We start from the raw sequence: 19,885 nt of genomic DNA, 5'->3' as shown, positions 1-19,885 counted from the left end.
TCCTCTTCGGTCGCGAGGCGTCGCTGTCAGCCAGTGCTTCCGTAGTGCCTCAGGCACCGGAGAGCAGCGCCGCGCTCACGGCGGTGACCGCCGGCAGCAGCATGAGAACGGCGCCGTGCACACATCTGTTCTTGGTACGGGCGATGCGGCTGGTTCCGGCCAGGGCGCGGAACAGGCGGGCGTGCGGGTCAGAGCTGCTCAGGAGGAGCCCGGACGACAGTTCCGCACGCTTCTCCGCCCGGAGCACGTCCTCGTAGTAGGCGAGGATGCGGGAGCTCTCCCTGGTCCTCGCTCCGTGGCGGGGCAGCAGCGCCGCCAGGAGAAACAGCAGGGCCACGGTCGTGGTGACCGCCGCCGTCCACCACAGCGGGTGGGGCCAGAAGGTGCCGGGCGGGCGGCGGATCAGGAGGATTCCGAGCAGCGATCCCCCGGTGGCGAGCAGGACAGCGGCCTTGCCGTCCGCCCGGCCTATCTCGATGTGGTTCTGAGCGATCAGCTCGCGCGACAGTGCCACCACGTCCTCCGGCTCGGCCCCGTGCGGCGGGCGGCGGACGAAGGGCAGGCGGGGGATCACCGGTGATCCCCGTGCGGGCCGTTCCCGTCCCTCGCCACGTCGGTGTGGCCGATCCGGCGCAGAACCTCGTCGCCCTGGGGGACCCCCACGTCGCTGAGAACGCGCGCCAGGTTGACGCCGACGAAGCCCCGATCCTCCGGTGTCAGTGACTGAAGTGTCGCCGCGAGGGTGCGTTCCCAGCCGTCCCGGTCGGAGAGGAGATTGCGGTGGGTCACCGTCCAGTCCAGCACGTCCCTCGCCTGTTCCGGCTGATGCAGCAGCCAGAGGGCTGCCAGGCCGACGGGACCGCCTGCGACAACCTCCCGGTAGAAGCGGTACGCCTCACGGTGGGCTTCGCCGAAGCCTGACGGAAGGGTCGGTTCCGCGCTGGTGCCGGGGGTGGGCAGGAGCGCGGCCGGCGGGTCCAGGAACCAGTACGTGAGGCCGAAGCCGTCGATCACCCGTGGTTGGCCGGGCGGCTCGACCTCGGTCGTACCGAAGTGGGGCGGGGGCCTCCGCAATGGGTCGGCGGTGCCGGGCAACGTGGCGTTCTCGCTGATGTGGCCGACCACCAGGTGCCGGGCCCGTTCTTCGGTGATCCGGTTCCTCGCCGCGACGACCGGGTTGCTGATCTTCCAGGCGACCCCGTAACGGGCAGGGGGTTTCGGCGGCCGGCGCGGGATGTCGACCGAAATCCGCCGTTCCGCGAGCGAGACCCACACGATGTCGAAGAAGTCCCCCTGACGCACCGCGCGCGCTGTCGGCCGCGGATAGCCCCAGTAGTCGCCGCCGCGGGGCGGCACCATTGCGTCGGCCCCGTCGTCCGCGAGAAACACCAGGGCCCGGTCCTCCGGGGAACCGAGGCGGAGGCGGAACAGCTGCCAGGCCGGCGAGGAGTTCAGAGGTGTGATGAGCGGGCCGGTCATGAGGCGAACCCTTCTGCCGGGGAGGCCGTACGGACGCGATGGCGGCGCAGGACGTATCGCATGACGCCACGGTGGCTCCGGGCCGTGCCGGAGAGTGCGGCGAGGAAGTGCGGGAGGGCGGTCCGGTGCCGTAGGCCCGGGTCGCTCTCGATCAGGGACAGGCCCGTCGCCGTCGCTTCGTGGGTGGCAGGGTCGTCCAGGGCTGTGACCACGAGGTCGAAGGCCCGCTCGGGGTGGTCCGCAAGCAGGTCGGCGAGACGCACGCGCCGTACGCCCGGCGCGCCGGGCCGGGGGAAGGCCGTCAGGCTCATCGATTCGATGACGTGAACCGCCAGGGCATGACGCTGTGCGCCCGGATCGGCTCCCTGCCACTCCCGCAGGCGGTCGAGGACGAGGGGGTGGTTGGCGTCCTCGGAGAGAAGGGTGCTGAGAGCGAAGGACACTGCGGTACGCAATCTGCGCTCCAGGTCCTTCTCCGGCTCGTCGAGTACGGCGTCCAGGAGTTTCAGGGCGACGGCGGGCCGGGCCAGGCCGTAGCTGCCTGCACAGGTCTCGGCCACGGTGCAGCGGAGGGGTACGGGGGCGGCCCGGCTCCATTGCCGTAACTGATCCCGTACCGCGCCGGTGAGGGCGGGGTACTGGACCATCTCCCCGAGCGCGTAGGCCACCAGACGGCGGCGCCAGCGCTTGTCCGACGCAGCGAAGGGGTGCAGCTGGCGCAGAGTGTCCGGGCCGGTCGCGTGGGCCAATACCTTCCCGATCGCCTGGCCCGCTGCCAGTTCGATGCCGGAGTGGTGGGGAGCCTCGTCCAAGGTCTTCCACAGCAGGCCCGCCATGCCCTCGTAGTCCAGCCACAGGCACCGGAGCAGGGCGTTCGACCGGTGCCGTCCGGAGAAGGCGACCGGCTGGACCGGATAGTGCTGTGCCGCCCCGAAACGGGGTGGCAGCAGGCGTGCGCCGACGGCCGCCAGCCGGTCCTCGAAGGCCGGTCCGAGAACGTCGCGCCGCGTATGCGGCCCCTCCGTGACCGGTCCGTGCGCATCGATGCGCTCCGGCCGCCCGGCCATGACCGGTGCCGAGCCGCCGCGTTCGTCGATGTGGGGGCGCAGAATCGCGCTGAACTCCTCGACGACCGTACGGTCCTGTTCGGACAGCAGCGAGATTGCCGCCATCAGGGCAAGGCTGTCGGCTCGGTGGCTCGATTCCGCCAGAGCTTTGCGGGCGGCCGTGGGGCTGCCGGTCTGCAGATCGTCGAGTACGGATGCGGCGGCCTTCCCCGACACGACGAGATCACGCAGTCCCTTTGCCACCTCGACACCGTCTTGTGGCAGCGGGTGAGCGTGCAGATAGCCGGTGAAGTCTGGGGAGGCGAGGCGTCTTAGTGCGTCGGCCCCCTGCTCAGAGGTGAGCTCACCCGCCTCGGCCATGGTGTTCAGGCGCTTCGTGGCCACCTCGGCCGGCGGCGGCGGGCGGTGCACGACCTGCCAGGGCACCGTGTCGCCGGGAAGCGCCGTTTCCGCCCGTACGGTGACGACCAGATGGGCGCCCGATCGACGCAGCAGCGCGGCCAGCGCGGTGAGCACGACTTCGCCGAGCGAGGCGGCGGCCGCCGGGGACAGACCCTGGAGCAGATAGCCGCGCCCCTCCTTGGGGCGCCAGCGCGAGAGGTCGTCCGGTGAGTCCAGGCCGGTGATGCCGTCGGCTCCGTACCGTTCTGCCAGCAGTGCGAACGCGGCGGTGCTCGCGCCTGTGCCGCTGCCGGCCCTCAGCATCAGGATGTGGCAGTCCAGCACCTTCCGGCACTGTGCGTAGGCCGGTGGCTCGACGAATCCGCGCAAGCGGGCGTGGATGTCGTCCGCAGGGTAGGGGCCCTCCCGCAGGCGGGGTTTGACGACGAGGTCCGTGACGGCCTCGTCGAGCGGGGCGCCGATGATCACGGTGGCGTCGCCGCCGATTCCGCCCATGACTGCCATGCCCTGGTCCAGCCGTTGCTGGTTTCCTCGGTAGGAGTTCCTCGGATCCGGTCGGCCGTCGGCGTCCGGGCCGTCCGGGCCGGGAGTGGTGTCCGCGCCGGCGCTCACCGGTGGTCTCCGGCTCCGCCGACCCGCTTGTCGCCCGCCACGTTGTCGCCGCCGCCCCAGTGCTGGTTGGTGCCGCGGTATGAGGTGGAACCGCCGGTGTACGTGAAGTCCCGTCCGACGTTCCCCATCACGGCGGCGCCCTCGCCCACGTGCTGCGTGTTGCCGCTGTAGTGCGTGCCGGGCCGCGTCACCGGGTCGTGTTCCTGATCGGCGGATGCGTCGGCCTGCGCTGCGGATTCCTCGCGCGGTCGCACACCGGCCTGTACGAGGTTTCCGGACGGCGACGGGACGTACAGCCATGCCCGCTGCGAGAAGTTCTTCCCCTCCACGGTGGCCGGAACCTCCACACAGCGGTCGGGGTGCAGCCCGGTGTACGCGCCGAGCACGACGTCTTCGTAGACGCGCTGGGAGATGACCGCCGCCAGGTGGGTGACCTGCTCGCTTGCCGCAGCCAGGATGGCCTTGACCGGACGGGAGTCCAGCAGCCGGTGCGTGTCGTTGCGGGCGGTGCCGTTGCCGTCGCCGGGACCGCCCGCGTCCGGCAGCGGCCCGACGTGGACGCTGGCCCGGAGCCGGATGCGAGGGCCCACGCACTGCCTGTTGTACGCGCCGAGGATGTCGTCCAGCACGCCCAGGAACGGCCAGAGGACAAAGGGCAGCAACGCCGGATCGAAGCCGAACACCACGCCGTCCCCGGTGTTGGCCGGAAACCGCTTGGAGTCGCGCAGCTCGTGGAGCCCGGCTCGCTCCAGCGCCTGGTCGACGAGTTCGGGGATCAACTGGCTCACCGGACCGTGCTGGACGGCGGGAAGACCGGTGAAGTCCTTGGCGTCGACGGCGAACAGGGCACGGTAGGGAGGAAGCGGTCGGCTCTCGGTGTACGGGGCGGGAACGGGCGTGGACATGCGTGATCTCCTCGCGGACGGTGGGGCGGTGACGAAGCCGGTGGTCGGCTGATTCGAGGTTCCGTCGGTTCCGTCCGTCCGACTGCACAGCGCAGGGCACTTTGCGGGTGTCCCACGTCACAGCGAGGGCGTGCTCAGGCGACGCTTCCCGCTCCCGGCGCGGGTGCGTTCATTCAGCCGGGGACGGGGAGAAGGGTGACGCGGGCGTGGTCTTCGGGGCGGTCGTCGCCCAGTCGCGCAGCGCCTTCATGTCCTTGATGACGATCACTCTGCGGGCCGTCTCCACCGCGCCGGACTCTCGCAGCCGTTGCAGTCCGGTGATGACCGCGTTGCGGGTCACTCCGGTCGCTTGGGCGATCTCCTCCTGGCTCAGGCCGGTCAGCCGTACGACGTCCGATTCGGTGCCGGGCGCGGTGAGTTCGGCAAGTCGCAGGAGTGCCCGTGCCAGCCGGACGACCAGCGGCAGGGTCAGCAGTTCGGTGCGGTGTGCGTCGGACTCTCGCAGTCGGGAGAGGGCCTGGCGCATCAAGTCCATGACGAGCCCACGCTGTTCTATGAATCGGCGGAACCGTTCCGCCTCCAGCACGACAGCCGTGCAGGGGGTGAGCGCGACCACTTCCGCCGTGCGTGGGGTGCCGTTGAAGACGGACACCTCGCCCAGCAGGTCGCCCGGTCCCCGGAAGGCCAGCCAGGTCACGATTCCGCCCGGTTCCCGGCACACGACCTTGGCGAGGCCGTCGGTGAGGGCGAGCAGGTGCGTTCCCGCAGAACCCTGTCTCAGCATCACGCTGCGTTCGCGAAAGCTGCGGGTCGCACCTTGGTCCCGTAGCTCGCGCCACGTCTCGTCCGACAGCACTCGTCGCCTTCCCCGTCCGTCCTGTACACGGCCTCGCCCTGCCCCGTACGCGGCCTCGTCGGCCTCGCCTCCTCATGAGTTCTACGCCGGGCCGACCGCTTCCGCCGCCAATCGGGCGACCTTGTCCGAGAACGGCTGCCGCCCACACGCCACCACACACATGTACGGGCGAGTGTCGAGCACTCCGGCGGCTGGCAGGAGGTCGGCGCCCCGTCTACCCCGACCGGTTGCCGGCGTTCCGCAAGCCGCCCTCGCCCTGGGCTACCCGCTGGCCTGACGCCACAAGCAGCGCCACTTCAGGGCACTCATCGAGGCGGCGGTCTCCGGCCAGGGGCGGAGCGCAAGCCAACTGCGCAGGGTCACGTCCGCTGGGGGTGGTGTATTGACGGCCACACCGGCCGCTGCACGCTTGCACCGGCGCACTACTGGTTGGGCGCGGTTGCTGTGGTTGCCGTACACGGCTGCTGTACCGGGAGCCGTCACTGGTCGCAGCGCACCCATGAGTCAGGTGAGGCTCAGGCGGCACCGACGAAACCGCCACGAGCGCGGCCTCCCGTGAACAACTCGTCCCAGTCGAGTTCGTCCGGCAGCGCATCCAGGTCGCCGCGTTTGATGCGGCGGGCGGTCCCGGCGACCCGGCGCAGCCGCCGGAGCACCAGTTCGGCGGCGAGGACGGTGAGGGGGACGACGGCGGCGAGCACGGCGAGGGCCGCGTATCTCATGTGCCGGTCCAGGGCCTGGATACTGCGCAGCTCGCTGCTCCTATCCACCCGGACGGCCAGCACTGTGCCGTCCACGCGGTCCGCCGCCCACATCCGCGGCCCCTGGGCCGGCTTCCGGGTGTCGTACCAGGTCACGGGCACGAACGTGGGCGCGGAGTCGAGCCCGTCCCGCAGTTGATCCGGTACGTCGTCGCCGATCAGGTAGGTGGAAGGCGCCGACGGGGACGGTCGTGCGGGCTGCGCGCCCCGGAACTCGGCTTCGGCCGACTCCAGCTCGCTCACCGCGTAGGCGCGGCCGATGTTCATGGAGCGGGCCTCGGTGGTCCGGATTCCCCGGGTTTGCCCACGGAGCGTGGGCAGGTCGATCAGGTGAATGGCGGTCGAGCCTTCGGCGCCGCCGCGAGGCCTTGTCGTCAGAACCGGCTCGGCCGAAACGGCGGAGTCGGGTGTCGGCGGTGTCGAAGCGTCCGGTTCTACCCGATTCCGGTCAAGGCGCGACCACGAGGTCGTTAAAGCGGACTGACGTACTACAGGTGAATATGCGGAGATTGCGATGTGTCCGGGGCCGGGCACCGGCACTCTGCTGAGTGTCGATCTGAGTGGCGCTGCGGCGGAGGATCCCCCGGGACCGTCCGGCGGAGCGGGCCGGTCCGTCGTCTGCGGGAGCGAAACCCGTCCGCAGCCTCGACAGGCTTCCGGCGGATGCGCAACGCGCTCAGCAGAGTCCGGACACAACGGGGCGCTGTCCGGGCCCACTGCGGCAGAGCCTTGCGGCCAGGAGGCGCTGCGACCAGTGGGTGGTGCGAGGCGGAGGGGGACTGTGTTGCGGCAGCCGGGGGAGCACGGATGACGGTTGAACGAGTGGGCGGCACTTCTGCCTCGTCGTCGGCCCGTACACCTCCGCGTCGCCCAACCGGTGAGGACCGGCACAGGGGTGTGCCGCGCCATGTCGCGTGCGTGATGGACGGGAACGGCCGGTGGGCGGCACGGCGGTCCTTACCGCGCACATCGGGTCACCGGGCAGCGGAAACAACGGTGATCGACGTCATCGAGGCGGCGCGGACGTCGGGAGTGGAGTGGCTGAGCCTGTACGCGTTCTCCACCGAGAACTGGCGACGGCCGAGCAGCGAGATCGACTTCCTGATGCGACTGGTGCGCCGCGTAGTACGCAAACACGCCCCGTTGCTGCACGCGCGCGGCATCCGCTGCCGGTTCCTCGGAGTGGCGGACCCGAGGATCCCCGGGCCGCTGGCCCGGGACTTCGCCGACCTGATGACGCTGACCAACACGAACCGAGGCATGACGCTGACCGTGGCGTTCGACCACGGCGGACGCAGGGACATCGTCGAGGCGGCACGGTCTCTCATCCGCAGCGGGGTACCGGCCGATGCCGTCGACGAGCAGCATTTCGCCGCTCACCTGCCCTTTTCCGACACGCCCGATGTGGACCTCGTCATCCGGACGTCCGGCGAACAGCGGATCTCCAACTTCATGCTCTGGCAGGTGGCCTATGCCGAATGGATCTTCCCGCCGGTGCTCTGGCCCGACTTCCGTGCGCCGCACTTCTTGGAGTGCCTGCACGCCTACCAGCAACGCAATCGCCGCTTCGGCGGCGTGACGCCGCACGCGAACGGAGAACCTCACCCGTGACGGACACAGGCAGCAGCCGCCCCAGGCGCACGCGTTCCGGAGCCACCGATCACCACGGTGACCCCGCGCGGCCGACCCCCGAAGCACAGTCCGGATCCCTGTTCGGTCCCGACTCGCAGTTCCACCGGTTCTTCAACGATCCGCGCTGGGCACTGGCCCTGGTCAGGGCCACGGTATTGGAGGCCGCCCACCCGCAGATCGGCGCCGCCCTGATCGACAACTCGACGTTCGTCGCGCACCCGTGGCGACGGCTGCGCAACACCCTCGTGAGCCTGCAGCGCATGTTCGGCACCGACGATCACGAGCGGCAAAGGGAGGCGGCGCGGCTCAACCGCCTGCACGCGCGGCTGAGCGGCACCGACGCACAGGACCGGCCCTACGACGCGATGGACCCCCAGGTCCGCGCCTGGGTGGTCGCGACCCTCTTCGAGAGCTCCGTCACCATGTGCCGACTGAGCGGGCAGCCGCTCGACCAGACCTCCATGGAACGGCTCTACGCCGAATACCAGGCATTCCTCGCGGTCTTGGGGGATGGGGTCGGCCATCTGCCGCCCACGTTGCAGGAGTTCTGGCAGTACTACGACCACATGGTCCAGGAGGAACTGGAGGACACGGAGGCGCTGCGTATCATCCTCTACAAGCTCTTCGACCATCTCCCGGCACCGCCCCTGCTGGACGGCCTGCCCACCGTATGGGCGGCGGGCCGCGCGCTCGCAGGCCCGGTCATCGGCACGATCACGGTGGCGTCCCTCCCCGAGCCTTTCCGCCGACGGGCGGGTCTGCCCGAAATTCCTGGCGCCCAGACGCTGATGCAAAGCGTCTACGTGGCCGTCGGCCTGGCGCGCTTCCTGCCCGACAACTGGCTCCGGGCCGAGGGCCTCACCAGCCTGCTCCACCTGTCCTCGGACAGCGACGTTCCTCAAGCCGCGACGCTCACCGCGCTGCGCGGCCGGATGAAGCAGGCCGGCGCCCTGTTCCGGCTGGTCACGCCGTTTGCCGTGCAGCACGGTCCCGCCGAGGGAACCGGGTCGCAGCGGAGCGCTGACGAATTCTTCACCGCGGTGCTGGACCAGACCGGCGACGGCTACCTGGACTGGCCCGATCTCGCCGCCATGGCCCGGGAGTTGTCCTCCCGCCTCGATCTGGACGAACCGGAGGAGACCAGGCTCTACAACGCGTATGCCGAGTGGTGGAGGGAACTCCAGGCGGCCCTCGACATCGACGGCGACGGCCGCATCAGCAAGGAGGAGTACGCCGCCGCTGTCCCCTCCCTCGCCGGGCCCGCGCTGATCAGGGTCGCCGAAGTGCTCTTCGACGTCACCGACGCGGACGGCAACCAGTTCATCGACGCGGACGAGTACCGGACCCTGTTCCGGACCGGGTTCCGGCGCACGGTGCCCGATGCCGACGCAAAGTACTCCCGCAGCGCGTTCGTGAAGGACTTTCTCTCCTTCATGTCGGGCCGCCGGCGCTCGACCGCTTATGACCCGCTGCTCGCCGACGCGTAGGACCCCCGGACACGACAGGGGCCGCCGCGAGGACAGACCATGGGAGGAGCTTCACCACCCCGATCCGGTTTCGGCAGTCCTGCGGCGGATCCTGGCTGGTACCGGAAAGGGGCACCGCACGATCTACCCGGTGACCGGTCCGGCCGTCGGCAGACCCGGGCCCGACTGAGACGGACAACGTCGAAGGGCCCACCGCACGGTCGAGTCCGGTCCCGGCGCCATTCTTGCCCGTCGCCCCGGCGGGAGCCGCAGTGGCCGTCGAGGGGGAAGCGGGTTTCCGTGGCCCCCGCGTGGCCCCCTCACGCCGATGGCACCGGTCCCCGTGGCAGGGGCCGGTGCCATCGTCCAGGTGGTGCGCTCAGGCACCGTCAGCGCGGGACGTGGACCCCGGGCGCCAGTCCTGGCGCGCGTCCGTGACCTTCCCCGTGAGGAGGGGGCCCTCCATCCACTCGTCCTCCTTGAGGATGTACACCTGCATCTGCAGGGACTCCTCCGACTCGGTCAGCGCGTCGGTGACCGTGGGCACGGACACTTCGGTGCTCGTCTCGCCCTTGGGGACGGACACCCAGAGGGAGGGACTGTCCGTGGACAGAGGCCGCTCCGGGTCGGCGGCCTCGCCGAGTTCGGAGAGCCATTCCTTGTCGACGTCCTTCGTGGACAGCTCCGTGCCCTCGCGCACCGGCAGGAGGTCGAACCGCGTCTCGATGTTGGTGTCGGCGGGCTGGGAGAGCTCCACCTTCCAGGTGAGCTTCTGGCCCTCGGTGACCGAGTCGGCGACCGGGGTCACGGTGGCCGTGGGCATGGGGTCGTCGTTCTCGACGAGCACGCCCCCGAAGGAGCCGCCGACCGCCGTGCCGCGCACGGCCTTGGCCACGACCTCGTGGCGGAGGTCGTAGTTGTAGCGGGAGTTGCCCTTGACCGTGATCGACACGCCCACGGAGCCACCGGCCTTCACCGTCACGGTGCGGACGGTGGACTTGTAGGTCTCCGGGTCGCGGACGGCGAGCTTGATCACGCCGGTGCCCTTGCCGGTGACTTGGACGGGTACGCGGTAGGTGCGGGTGCCGGAGTCGCCCTCCTTGACCGTCAGCCTGCCGATGTCGACACGCGGGAGCGCGACGGGGCGTACCGCCGGGGTGCCGGGGCGCCAGCCCCAGGCGTCCATCAACCAGAGCTCGCCGGAACTGCTGCGTGGGGTGAGCTCCAGCGACTGCGTCCGCTTCAGGTCGACACCGGCGCTGACGGCGGCCTTCAGCGGGACGCGGACCTCACGCGCCCAGTGCGCGGCCGTGGAGTCGGAGCCGGGAAGGCCGTCGACGGTGACCTGGCCGAGCCTCACCCGCTTGCCGGAGGTGTCGGTGAGGGCGACGTCGAGCCGGGTGCCCCGGGTGTTCGGCGGCACCATCACCCGCAGGGCGAGCGCGTCGGAGCCCGCCAACGAGAAGGCGCGCTCCGGCGTCAGCCGGACCGGGATGCCCGGCTTGGTCCAGCGGGCCGTGACCGCGTTGCGGCCCGGCTCGCTGGTGGTGTCCGCCCAGGACGCGAAGTGCGGCGACTTACCGGGGTCGGAGTCCGGCCTACAGGCCCGGGTGGTGCTCGTCGTGATCTGCCGGCACACACGCCCGTTCGTCACCGAGAGCGGAGTGTCGGGCCGGATCGCCGGGGTGCGGTTGCCGCCGACGGCGTGGGTCAGCACCCGGGCGGGGCCGGCCGAGGGCGCGCGCCGGTCGGAGCCGTCGAGCAGCGGGCGGACCCGGTCGTCGCCCGCGAGGAAGAGCCGCGCGGCGGCGGCGATGTAGGTGGCGCCCGCCGTCTGCTGCTGCTTGGCGCTCAGCCGGGTCTCGGCCCGTGCCGAGCAGACCGGGTCCGGGTTGTTCTTGTCGTCCCAGAAGTCGTCGGCGGCCGGGGCCTCGGCCTGGCCGGGCGTCCACTCCGTGTTGAAGAAGTTGTGGTTGGCGCCGACCATGTACACCGCGCTGTGCAGCGCCGTGCCCTGGCCGATGCCCCGGGTGCCGTCGAGGTACATCTGGCCCTGAAGGTCGCTCACATCGCCGTCACAGCCCGGCAGGATGGTCATGGAGGGCACGTCGGGCGTGGGGTTCTGGCCGAAGTTGGTGGGGCCGATCAGGACGGTGCCGCGGATCCGCCAGCCCACCGGCCCCCGGTAGCCGTCCTCGGCGGGCGGCGGCGGGGAGAGGCTGTCGAGGGCCGCCCGGTTGACGCCCTCGCCGCCCCGGGAGTGGCCGACCAGGAGCACCTTCGAGAGGTCCGCGGGCTCCGTCGCGCGCACGGCCTCGGGGGCCTTCGCGGGGCTCGCACCCCACTCCGCCCAGCGGGCGAGGTGCTGGCGCACCAGGGACGAACGGGCCTGCGCCCCGAAGTCGGCCGCGCGGCCGTCCTGCGCGTTGACACCGTTCGCGGAGATGGAGACCGTCACATAGCCCTGGGACGCCAGGAGCTTCTGGTCGTGCAGAAAGCCGCGGTAGCTCGGGATCTCCTTGTTGCCCGGCTTGCACGGCCACTTCATGCCCGCGCTGTTCTTGCCGGGCTCGTAGCAGGTGGCGCCGCGGCCGTGGACGAAGAGCGCCAGCGGTCGCTTCCCCGGCGCGTCCGTCGGGCCGACGACCGTGGCGCGCATCTCCACGGGCTCGGCGTAGCCCGGCAGCCTCACCGACTTCAGGGAGTACTCACCACTGATGGTGTGGTACTTACCGGCGACACCGGGGTCGACCGGGTTGGCGGGGAACGGGTCCTGGGGCGCCGCCGCGGCCGAAGAGCGCCGCTGACCGGGTGCCTGGTCAGCCCTTGCGGCGTCCAGCCGCCGCGAACCGGCGACCACCTGGAGTTCGCTCACCGGTCCGACCCTCGCCCCGTCGAGGCGGAGCCGGAAGGTGCGTTGGTCGGGGGAGGGCTCCGGGACGCCGAGGGTCCGCTCCCCCGAGCGGAACTCGACCAGGGCGCCGCCCATGCCCACGGGCTCGGGCGAGCTCCAGATCAGCTCCCCGCCCTCGACACGCCACCCCTCCGGCAGCCGCTCCCCGGAGGCGCCCGGCGGCGCGCCGGGTATGGACTCGGCGGCCGGTTGCGCGTGCGCCGGCCCTGGCACACCCGCCGCCAGCGCCACGGCCGCCAAGGCAGCCGTCAGCGCGCGTGAGACCTGTCTCACGATGGTGTCTCCTCGTTGTCGGTCGTGCTTCAGCGCCCCAGGAATCCCAAGAGTGCCCCCCCGCACCGGGGAGAGGGTGACGTGTCGTCACCGGTTGTCCCACCTCGGGAACCTGACAGGAATCTGACAGGACCCGAACAGGAGCCGAACAAGAGCCGGACGGGAGCCATGGGGCCGGTCCGCTGATCGTGGGGTCCTGGCCCGGAGCGGCGGTCCGACGTCCGTGCGGTGAGCGGGGCCCGGCGCCCCGTGTTCGCCGAGGTTCGTGGCGACCGGGCCGGTGGGATGCGGCGGGAGTGTGTGATGTCCGGGGCTCCTTGTCGACCAGCCGACGTCTTGGCCTTGTCCGGGGTGGTGCGCAGCGGCCGCTGCCCGTGCTCACCGGCCCGCTTCTTCACGCGGCCTCTCCGGCGCTGTGCTTTCCGGTGGCGCGGCGACGCTTGTGTTCGGCGTCGAGGTCCTCCAGCTCCCCGGGACGCCGTCGATGGTGAACGCGTGCATGTGGCAGTTCTGCCAGCCCATCGCGTCCTGGATCACGGAATGAAGCCGGTCCAGACGGATCGCGGCGGGCACCAGCAACTGCCGCCAAACCGGGGGGTCGTCTACGTCGGCGAGCTCGACGAGGATCCGCAACACCGCGTCGCCGGGCTCGGGCCCGCCGCGCATCCGGGCCGTCTCGGTACGGCCGTCCGCCGTCAACTCGGCGCATTCATCGGTGAGATGGACAGCGCCCAGGGAGACCGGGGCCGTCAGGGCCCGTTGGATGTCGTGGTCGTTGGCGGTACGCAGATGCCCCAGACGGTCGGGAGACAGGTCGTCGAGCACGTACAGCGGGCTGACCGCCTGCCACACCACCTCGTACAGGTCGCTGAGTGGCACCGGGACGGTGGTCGCGTACAGCCGCTGCTGCAACGCCCGCAGACCCCGGCCGTACTCGTGCGAGAGTAGGGATTCCAGCCAGCCCGTACGCACCTCTGCACTACAGCCCGTACGCCGACAGCGACCGCGAAGAGGAGCGGAAGCCGGTCAGCCGGCGAAGCCCGGGACCACCAGACCGGACTCGTACGCGATCACGACCGCATGGGTCCGGTTCTGCGCGCCGAGCTTGGTCAGCACGTTTCCGACGTGGGTCTTGACCGTCTCCAGGCTCACCGTGAGGGACTCCGCGATCTCCGGATTGGAGAGCCCGGTGGCCATCAGGCGCAGCACCTCCTCTTCCCGGCCGGTCAGGGTGGCCTGCGGCAGGGCCTCGGCGGAGCCCAGCGGGCGGGCGGCGACCATGCGGCCCAGTGCGGCCGGGAAGAGGACCGCTTCGCCCGCCGCCACCACCCGGACCGCCTCGGCGATCTGGCGGACCGGGAGGCGCTTGAGGACGAAGCCGCTGGCGCCCGCGCTGAGGGCGGCGGTGACGTAGCCGTCGTTCTCGAAGGTGGTGATCACCACGACCTTCGGCGGGTCGGCCGCTTCGGCCAGCAGTTGGCGGGTGGCCTCGATCCCGTTGCGACGCGGCATCCGGACGTCCATCAGGACCACGTCCGGCCGTAGGCTCCGCGCCCGTTCGACCGCCTCGACGCCGTCGGCGGCCTCGCCGACCACCGTGATCCTCGGCTGTGCGGCGAGCAGCATGCGCAGGCCGCTGCGGGTCACCTCGTCGTCGTCCGCGATCAGGAGGGTGACGGCGGGGCTGGTGACGGCGGGGAGGGCCATGCCTTCGCTCGCGTCGGATCCACTCACGCCGACGCCCGTACCGGCAGCCGGACGGCCAGTCGCCAGTGCTGCGTCCCGTCCGGGCCGGCCTGGAACTCACCATGCAGCAGCCGGACGCGCTCGGCCAGTCCGGGCAGACCGTGACCGGAGGTCGGGAAGGCCCCCGGGCCCGGGCCCATCCGTGCCCCGGTCCGGTTGACCACCGTGAGATCCAGTCCGTCCGGCCCGGCCGCCACTCGGACCTCGATCGGGCCGCCCGCCCCGTGGCGCAGCGCGTTCGTCAACCCCTCCTGGAGAATCCGGTACGCCGCCCGGGAGAGCGTCCCCTGCACCTGCGCCAGCTCGCCCGACACCTCCGGTTCCACCACCGCCCCCGCGTGCCGCAGGCGGTCCAGCAGCTCGGGGAGGTCGGCCAGGGTCCGGGTCGGCGCCGTCCCCGACTGTTCCTCGCGCAGCACTCCGAGCACGTAGTCCAGGTCCTCCAGCGCGGCCCGCGTCGACTCCTCGATGCTGCGCATGGCGGCCCGCGCCGCCGCCGGGTCGGCGGAGAGCACCTCGTCCGCCACCGCCGCCTGGATGGTGGCCGTCGTCAGCGTGTGCCCGATCGAGTCGTGCAACTCGTGGGCAATCCGGTTGCGTTCGGCCAGCAGCAGTTCCCGTGCGGCAGCCAGCGCGAGCCGTTCGGCCGCCGACGGCCCCAGCAGCCGTGGCGCCGACCACCGCAGAGCCTTTGTCACCAGTACGCAGACGGCCACCGCCAGCAGGATGCACACGGCCGCCACCACCCAGCTCCACCCGCCCGACACCCGGACCGACGTGCCGAACAGACTCGCCCGCGCCTCGCCGCCGAGCCAGTTCCCCGGCAGGGAGAGGCCCATGATGAACAGCACCCCGCTCGCCAGCGCCCCCGTCCACCCGACGGTCACGTGCAGCACCAGCCAGAGCGGGGTCCGCCAGCGGTCGAGGCCGAGTGAACCGGAGGTCCGGCGACCGGCCACCGGATCCGGCAGCGGCACCCGCAGCAGCCGGCGGGCGGACACGACCAGCGCCCGCCGTACGGGGCGCGCCAGTCCGACCACGCCGACCAGTACCGCCCAGACCAGCAGGACCAGGACCGACTGCACGCTCTCGGGAGCGGTTCGCCACGACAGCGCCGGCAACAGGGCGAAAGGCAGCAGCGGAAGGCTCGCCAGCGCGCCGCAATAGGCGAACAGCACACCCGAATACGTGGAGCCGCGCAGCAGCGGCCGAATTCCCCTGATCATGGTCGCCAGTATTGCCGGGCAGCCCACCAGCAGCCTCCCCCGATCGGGGGAGCGATTTCTCCCGCCTTCCCGCGATGCGGTCAGAGGGCCCTGGGAACCAGGATCGTGCCCCGACCAAACGATTCCCCAGGAGTTGACTTATGCGTGCTCAGACCCGACAGGGCCTTCGTTCCTCGACCCGGCAGCAGGGCGGCAGGCGGCGACGAGCCGTGTCGGCCGCGGCCGCGGTGGCCATCGGCGTCATGACGCTGGGTGCCCTCGCCCCGCCCGCCGCCTCCGCTGCTGCTGCCGCCAGGCCGGACGCCGTCCAGCAGAGCCTGAACGCGCTGGTGCGCGACGACGGGATGCCCGCCGCGCTGGCGAGCGTCCAGGACCGGAACGGCCGCACCCGCACCTACACCGCAGGAGTCGGCGACCTGACCACCGGCTCGAAGGTGCCCAGGGACGGCCAGGTACGGATCGGCAGCAACACCAAGGCGTTCACGGCGGTCGTGGTCCTGCAGCTGGTCGGCGAAGGGAAGATCGGCCTCGACGCCACCGTCGACACCTACCTGCCCGGCCTCGTCCGCGGAGAGGGGATCGACGGGCGCCGCATCACCGTCCGCCAGCTCCTTCAGCACACCAGCGGACTCCCCGAGTACGGCATCCACGTCGACGACGACGAGATCAGGAACCGGTACTTCGAGCCCCGCGAGCTGCTCGACATCGCCCTCCGGTACAAGGCCGACGCGGCTCCGGGGACGACGTGGGGGTACAGCAACACCAACTATGTCCTGGCCGGCCTGATCGTCCAGAAGGTCACCGGCCGCCCCCTCGCCGAGGAGATGGACCGGCGCATCATCAAGCGCATCGGGCTGCGCCACACCTACTTCCCCGCCCCCGGCGAGATGACCATCCGAGAGCCGCACCCCCAGGGCTACCACCGCAACGCGGCGGACGGACCGCTGCGCGACTTTACGGAGATGGACCCTTCCGCAGGCTGGGCCGCAGGCCAGTTGATCTCCACCAACTCCGACCTCAACCGCTTCTTCACCGCGCTCCTCGCCGGCCGCCTCCTCCCGGCGGCCCAGCTTGCCGAGATGCGCACGACCGTCCCCGCCGGGACCTCCGGCCTCCGCTACGGGCTGGGGCTCGCGAGCAGGCCGCTGTCGTGCGGCGGCGTCTACTGGGGCCACGGCGGCGACATCGCGGGGTACGAGACCCGGGGCGGTGTCACCGACGACGGCCGCGCCGCCAACGTCGCGGTCACCAGCATCCCGACGGACGAGGCGGCCACGCAGCACGTGAAGGACGCCGTGGACAGGGCCCTGTGCGGCTGAATCACGCACCCGGCAACCCGGCAACCCGGCAACCCGAACGACGATCCAACGATTCCTCAGGAGTTGACTCATGCGTGGACAGACACGGCAAGGGCTTCGCTCGCCGGGCCGGCAGCAGGGCACGCGGCGACGGGCCCTGCCCGCCGCGGCCGCGGTGGCCATCGGCGTCATGACACTGGGCGCCCTCGCCCCGCCCGCCGCCTCCGCCGTCAGGCCGGACGCCGTCCAGCAGAGCCTGAACGCGCTGGTGCGCGACGACGGGATGCCCGCCGCGCTGGCGAGCGTCCAGGACCGTGACGGCCGCTCCCGGATCTACACCGCAGGGCTCGGCGACCTGGCCACCGGCGCACCGGTACCCGTCGACGGGCAGGTGCGGATCGGCAGCAACACCAAGACCTTCGTCGCGGTCGTTGTCCTCCAGCTCGTCGCGGAGCGGAGGGTGGACCTGGACGCCTCCGTCGACACCTACCTGCCCGGCCTCGTCCGCGGGGAGGGGATCGACGGACGGCACATCACCGTCCGCCAGCTCCTCCAGCAGACCAGCGGACTCCCCAACTACAGCAACCACCTCGGGGACGATGTCCGGTACTACGCCCCCCGCGAACTGCTCGCCACAGCCCTCCAGCACCCGGCCGACTTCGCCCCCGGGACGAGTTGGAAGTACAGCAACACCAACTACGTGCTTGCCGGCCTGCTCGTCCAGAAGGTCACCGGCCGCCCCCTGGCCGAGGAGATCGACCGGCGCGTCGTCCGACGCGCCGGGCTGCGCCACACCTACTTCCCCGCCCCCGGTGACGCGAGCATCCGGGAGCCCCACCCCCACGGCTACTACCGGGAATCGGCGGACGCGCCGCTGCGCGACATCACGGAGATCGACCCCTCCTGGGGCTGGGCGGCAGGCCAGATGGTCTCCACCGGCTCCGACCTCAACCGCTTCTTCAGCGCACTCCTGGCCGGTCGCCTCCTGCCCTCGGCCCAGCTCGCCCAGATGCGCTCCACCGTCCCCGCCGAAGTGACCTTCGGCCCCGGTGCCCGCTACGGACTTGGACTCGTCAGCAGGCCGCTGCCGTGCGGCGGCCTCTCCTGGGGCCACGGCGGCAGCTTCCCGGGGTACGAGACCCGGGGCGGCGCCACCGACGACGGCCGCGCCACCAACGTCGCGGTCACCATGCAGCTCACCGACGAGGCGGGCCGGAGGAATCTCGAACGCGCCGTGGACACCGCCCTGTGCCGCTGAACCCCGCCGAGGGCGTTCCGTGAAGCAAAACGACCGACGCCGCGAGTTCAAGAACACCAAGTCGCGTGCCGGCCGCCGCACCATCGGGCTTCCGGACCCGATCATCAAGCTCCTCCGGAAGCACCAGGACGACCAGGCGTGGGAGCGGAAGCAAGCCGGGGACGAGTGGGAGGACAAGGGGTTGTGAGCTGCTGTCGGTTTGCTGCACTGAAGTGCGTTGCAGTGAGCAGGAGTGAGTCCTGTCGGCGGGTTCACCGAGTGGGAACGGAAGTTCTGGGATCGAATGGGTGACCTTGGCGTCTGCTGCTCGTTGGGCAGGTGGCAGGTGTCCAGTCTGGAGGAGGGGGTGTTGTGGTGGGTGGTGTGCGGGAGCTGGCCGCGCCCTTCGTGGTGCCCGGGCCGTGCGGGGTGGCGGTCCGGGACCGTCTCAAGCACCTCACCCCCCAGGACGAGATAGTCCTACGTGCGGTCGGTGAGTATCAGGGCCGTCTGGCTTCCCGTGATCTCAGGGCCCGTTGTGCGGATGGTCTGGAGCACAGCAAGGAGACCTGGGCGGCGCGCAAGCGGGACCTGACGCCGCTGTCGTCATCGCGGATCGCCGGTGCGATCACCAAGGCCACGCACGATCAGTGGGCGCTGGCGCGCCGTTGCCAGGCCGCGCACATCCAGACGCTGGAAGCCGGGATCGGGACGCTGCGGCACCGCCTGTCCCTCCCCATCGGCGCGAGGGGCACCAAGCGGGCCGCGGGCGGCTACCGCTCCAGGGGCGAGTGGTTCCACAAGTCCCGCCGCCTCGCGGCGCTGGAAGCCCGGCACGATGCCGCGGTCCGTGACCGGCAGGCCGGACGCGTCCGGGTCGTGCGGGGCGGCAGACGCCTCCTGAACACCCGCCATCACCTCACCCAGGCCCGGCTGACCGAGGAGCAGTGGCGGGAGCGCTGGGAAGCGGAACGCTGGTTCATCGCCGCCGACGGCGAGTCCGGGAAACGGTTCGGGAACGAGACCATCCGCGTCACCCCGGACGGCGAGGTCAGCATCAAACTGCCCGCCCCGCTCGCGCACCTGGCCAACGCCAAGCACGGCCGGTACACCCTCACCTCGACCGTGGCGTTCGCGCACCGAGGTCAGGAGTGGGCCGATCGCATTGTCGCGAACCGGGCCGTGGCCTACCGCATCCACCTCGACGTGGGCCGTGGCCGCTGGTACCTGACCGCGTCCTGGCAGCGCCCCGCCGTCCAGACCATCCCGCTGGAGGCAGCCCGGGCCCGGGGCATGATCGGCGTCGACACCAACGCCGACCACTTCGCCGCCTACCGCCTCGACCCACACGGCAACCCCATCGGCGAGCCCCGGCGGTTCTTCTACGACCTGTCCGGCACCGCCGATCACCGCGACGCTCAGATCCGCCACGCCCTGACCCGCCTGATCAACTGGGCCAAGCAGGCCGGTGTCACCGCGATCGCCATCGAGGACCTCGACTTCACCACCGAGAAAACGCGGGAGAAGCACGGCCGCAAGAAGCGGTTCCGGCAGCTGATCTCCGGTATTCCGACCGGGAAGCTCAAGGCCCGGCTGGTCTCCATGGCCGCCGAACAGGGCCTGAGCATTGTCGCGGTCGACCCCGCCTACACCTCCCTGTGGGGTGCCCAGCACTGGCAGAAACCACTGGCCACCCCCAACCGAAAGATGTCCCGTCACGATGCCGCCGGTATCGCGATCGGACGACGCGCCCTCGGACACCCGGTCCGGCGTCGGACGGCACCGCCCCCACACGACCGGAGTGATCGTGCGGGGCATCGGACCGCCCAGGCCCCACCAGGCACCCGGGGGCGGGACGGAACCCGCCCACCCGCAACGGACCACGCCCCCAGAGACGTGCCGCCGAACGGGATGCGAAAGCGGGAACCGAGCGCATCCAACACCGTTCGGGATGCGCCCAGTACACATCGGTGGGTCCAGGACTCACTCATGCACACTGGCTAGGAACGGT

The 19,885-nt window shown here is 71.2% G+C and carries 16 protein-coding genes; 6 read left to right on the top strand and 10 right to left on the bottom strand.

Features of this window, described 5'->3' with window-relative positions; translation table 11 throughout:
• Positions 1–49: 49 nt before the first annotated feature.
• The 6 genes from NRF20_RS22230 to NRF20_RS22205 all read right to left on the bottom strand — a co-directional run bounded on the left by NRF20_RS22230 (position 50) and on the right by NRF20_RS22205 (position 6,349).
• Positions 50–574, bottom strand: a complete 525-nt coding sequence (locus NRF20_RS22230; RefSeq protein WP_413753159.1) for a Pycsar system effector family protein — start codon at positions 572–574, stop codon at positions 50–52.
• Positions 571–1,479 carry a hypothetical protein gene (locus NRF20_RS22225; protein WP_398628511.1) on the bottom strand — a complete coding sequence of 303 codons (909 nt, stop codon included), beginning with the start codon at positions 1,477–1,479 and terminating at the stop codon, positions 571–573. The genes NRF20_RS22230 and NRF20_RS22225 overlap by 4 nt, the downstream gene beginning before the upstream one ends.
• Positions 1,476–3,560, bottom strand: a complete 2,085-nt coding sequence (locus NRF20_RS22220) for a hypothetical protein (RefSeq protein WP_413753158.1) — start codon at positions 3,558–3,560, stop codon at positions 1,476–1,478. Before NRF20_RS22220 ends, NRF20_RS22225 begins: the two co-directional genes overlap by 4 nt.
• Positions 3,557–4,465, bottom strand: a complete 909-nt coding sequence (locus NRF20_RS22215; RefSeq protein WP_398628513.1) for a hypothetical protein — start codon at positions 4,463–4,465, stop codon at positions 3,557–3,559. The genes NRF20_RS22220 and NRF20_RS22215 overlap by 4 nt, the downstream gene beginning before the upstream one ends.
• 169 nt (positions 4,466–4,634) lie before the next feature.
• Positions 4,635–5,321, bottom strand: a complete 687-nt coding sequence (locus NRF20_RS22210) for a Crp/Fnr family transcriptional regulator (protein ID WP_398628514.1) — start codon at positions 5,319–5,321, stop codon at positions 4,635–4,637.
• Positions 5,322–5,836: 515 nt separating this feature from the next.
• Positions 5,837–6,349 carry a hypothetical protein gene (locus tag NRF20_RS22205; protein WP_398628515.1) on the bottom strand — a complete coding sequence of 171 codons (513 nt, stop codon included), beginning with the start codon at positions 6,347–6,349 and terminating at the stop codon, positions 5,837–5,839.
• A gap of 540 nt (positions 6,350–6,889) precedes the next feature.
• On the opposite strand from NRF20_RS22205, the gene uppS reads away from it, so the two are divergent.
• Positions 6,890–7,693 carry a polyprenyl diphosphate synthase gene (uppS, locus tag NRF20_RS22200; RefSeq protein ID WP_413753157.1) on the top strand — a complete coding sequence of 268 codons (804 nt, stop codon included), beginning with the start codon at positions 6,890–6,892 and terminating at the stop codon, positions 7,691–7,693.
• Between the two features lie 98 nt (positions 7,694–7,791).
• Positions 7,792–9,201 carry an oxygenase MpaB family protein gene (locus NRF20_RS22195; RefSeq protein WP_413754590.1) on the top strand — a complete coding sequence of 470 codons (1,410 nt, stop codon included), beginning with the start codon at positions 7,792–7,794 and terminating at the stop codon, positions 9,199–9,201.
• Positions 9,202–9,559: 358 nt separating this feature from the next.
• On the opposite strand, the gene NRF20_RS22190 is transcribed toward NRF20_RS22195, so the two are convergent.
• The 4 genes from NRF20_RS22190 to NRF20_RS22175 all read right to left on the bottom strand — a co-directional run bounded on the left by NRF20_RS22190 (position 9,560) and on the right by NRF20_RS22175 (position 15,339).
• The gene (locus tag NRF20_RS22190; RefSeq protein WP_413753156.1) at positions 9,560–12,367 is read right to left on the bottom strand and encodes a hypothetical protein; all 2,808 of its coding nucleotides are present in this window, start codon (positions 12,365–12,367) and stop codon (positions 9,560–9,562) included.
• 378 nt (positions 12,368–12,745) lie between these two features.
• The gene (locus NRF20_RS22185) at positions 12,746–13,339 is read right to left on the bottom strand and encodes an IS1096 element passenger TnpR family protein (protein ID WP_413753155.1); all 594 of its coding nucleotides are present in this window, start codon (positions 13,337–13,339) and stop codon (positions 12,746–12,748) included.
• Positions 13,340–13,393: 54 nt separating this feature from the next.
• A complete protein-coding gene (locus NRF20_RS22180) occupies positions 13,394–14,074 on the bottom strand; it encodes a response regulator transcription factor (protein ID WP_266365404.1) in 681 nt (226 codons plus the stop codon).
• 23 nt (positions 14,075–14,097) lie between these two features.
• Positions 14,098–15,339 (bottom strand): sensor histidine kinase, encoded by a 1,242-nt coding sequence (locus tag NRF20_RS22175; protein ID WP_398628519.1) that lies wholly within the window; start codon positions 15,337–15,339, stop codon positions 14,098–14,100.
• A gap of 140 nt (positions 15,340–15,479) precedes the next feature.
• Here NRF20_RS22175 and NRF20_RS22170 point away from each other — a divergent pair, with 140 nt between their 5' ends.
• The 4 genes from NRF20_RS22170 to NRF20_RS22155 all read left to right on the top strand — a co-directional run bounded on the left by NRF20_RS22170 (position 15,480) and on the right by NRF20_RS22155 (position 19,878).
• A complete protein-coding gene (locus NRF20_RS22170) occupies positions 15,480–16,658 on the top strand; it encodes a serine hydrolase domain-containing protein (RefSeq protein WP_398628520.1) in 1,179 nt (392 codons plus the stop codon).
• A gap of 70 nt (positions 16,659–16,728) precedes the next feature.
• Positions 16,729–17,895 (top strand): serine hydrolase domain-containing protein, encoded by a 1,167-nt coding sequence (locus NRF20_RS22165; RefSeq protein ID WP_413753154.1) that lies wholly within the window; start codon positions 16,729–16,731, stop codon positions 17,893–17,895.
• A 19-nt stretch (positions 17,896–17,914) separates the two neighbouring features.
• Positions 17,915–18,082, top strand: a complete 168-nt coding sequence (locus tag NRF20_RS22160; protein WP_398628522.1) for a hypothetical protein — start codon at positions 17,915–17,917, stop codon at positions 18,080–18,082.
• A gap of 167 nt (positions 18,083–18,249) precedes the next feature.
• On the top strand, positions 18,250–19,878 hold the full coding sequence (locus NRF20_RS22155) for an IS200/IS605 family accessory protein TnpB-related protein (RefSeq protein WP_413754589.1): 1,629 nt from the start codon (positions 18,250–18,252) through the stop codon (positions 19,876–19,878).
• The last annotated feature ends 7 nt before the right edge of the window (positions 19,879–19,885 follow it).

This window comes from Streptomyces sp. R-74717, assembly GCF_047305335.1.
Classification (GTDB): Bacteria; Actinomycetota; Actinomycetes; order Streptomycetales; family Streptomycetaceae; genus Streptomyces; species Streptomyces atratus.
This window is presented reverse-complemented; position numbering and strand designations above follow the sequence as displayed.

Excerpts from the sequence above, each read along its gene's own strand:
- NRF20_RS22225 (WP_398628511.1), bottom strand. The coding sequence starts at position 1,479 with ATGACCGGCCCGCTCATCACACCTCTGAACTCCTCGCCGGCCTGGCAG.
- NRF20_RS22215 (WP_398628513.1), bottom strand. The coding sequence starts at position 4,465 with ATGTCCACGCCCGTTCCCGCCCCGTACACCGAGAGCCGACCGCTTCCT.
- NRF20_RS22205 (WP_398628515.1), bottom strand. The coding sequence starts at position 6,349 with ATGAACATCGGCCGCGCCTACGCGGTGAGCGAGCTGGAGTCGGCCGAA.
- uppS (WP_413753157.1), top strand. The coding sequence starts at position 6,890 with ATGACGGTTGAACGAGTGGGCGGCACTTCTGCCTCGTCGTCGGCCCGT.
- NRF20_RS22180 (WP_266365404.1), bottom strand. The coding sequence starts at position 14,074 with ATGGCCCTCCCCGCCGTCACCAGCCCCGCCGTCACCCTCCTGATCGCG.
- NRF20_RS22175 (WP_398628519.1), bottom strand. The coding sequence starts at position 15,339 with ATGATCAGGGGAATTCGGCCGCTGCTGCGCGGCTCCACGTATTCGGGT.
- NRF20_RS22170 (WP_398628520.1), top strand. The coding sequence starts at position 15,480 with ATGCGTGCTCAGACCCGACAGGGCCTTCGTTCCTCGACCCGGCAGCAG.
- NRF20_RS22165 (WP_413753154.1), top strand. The coding sequence starts at position 16,729 with ATGCGTGGACAGACACGGCAAGGGCTTCGCTCGCCGGGCCGGCAGCAG.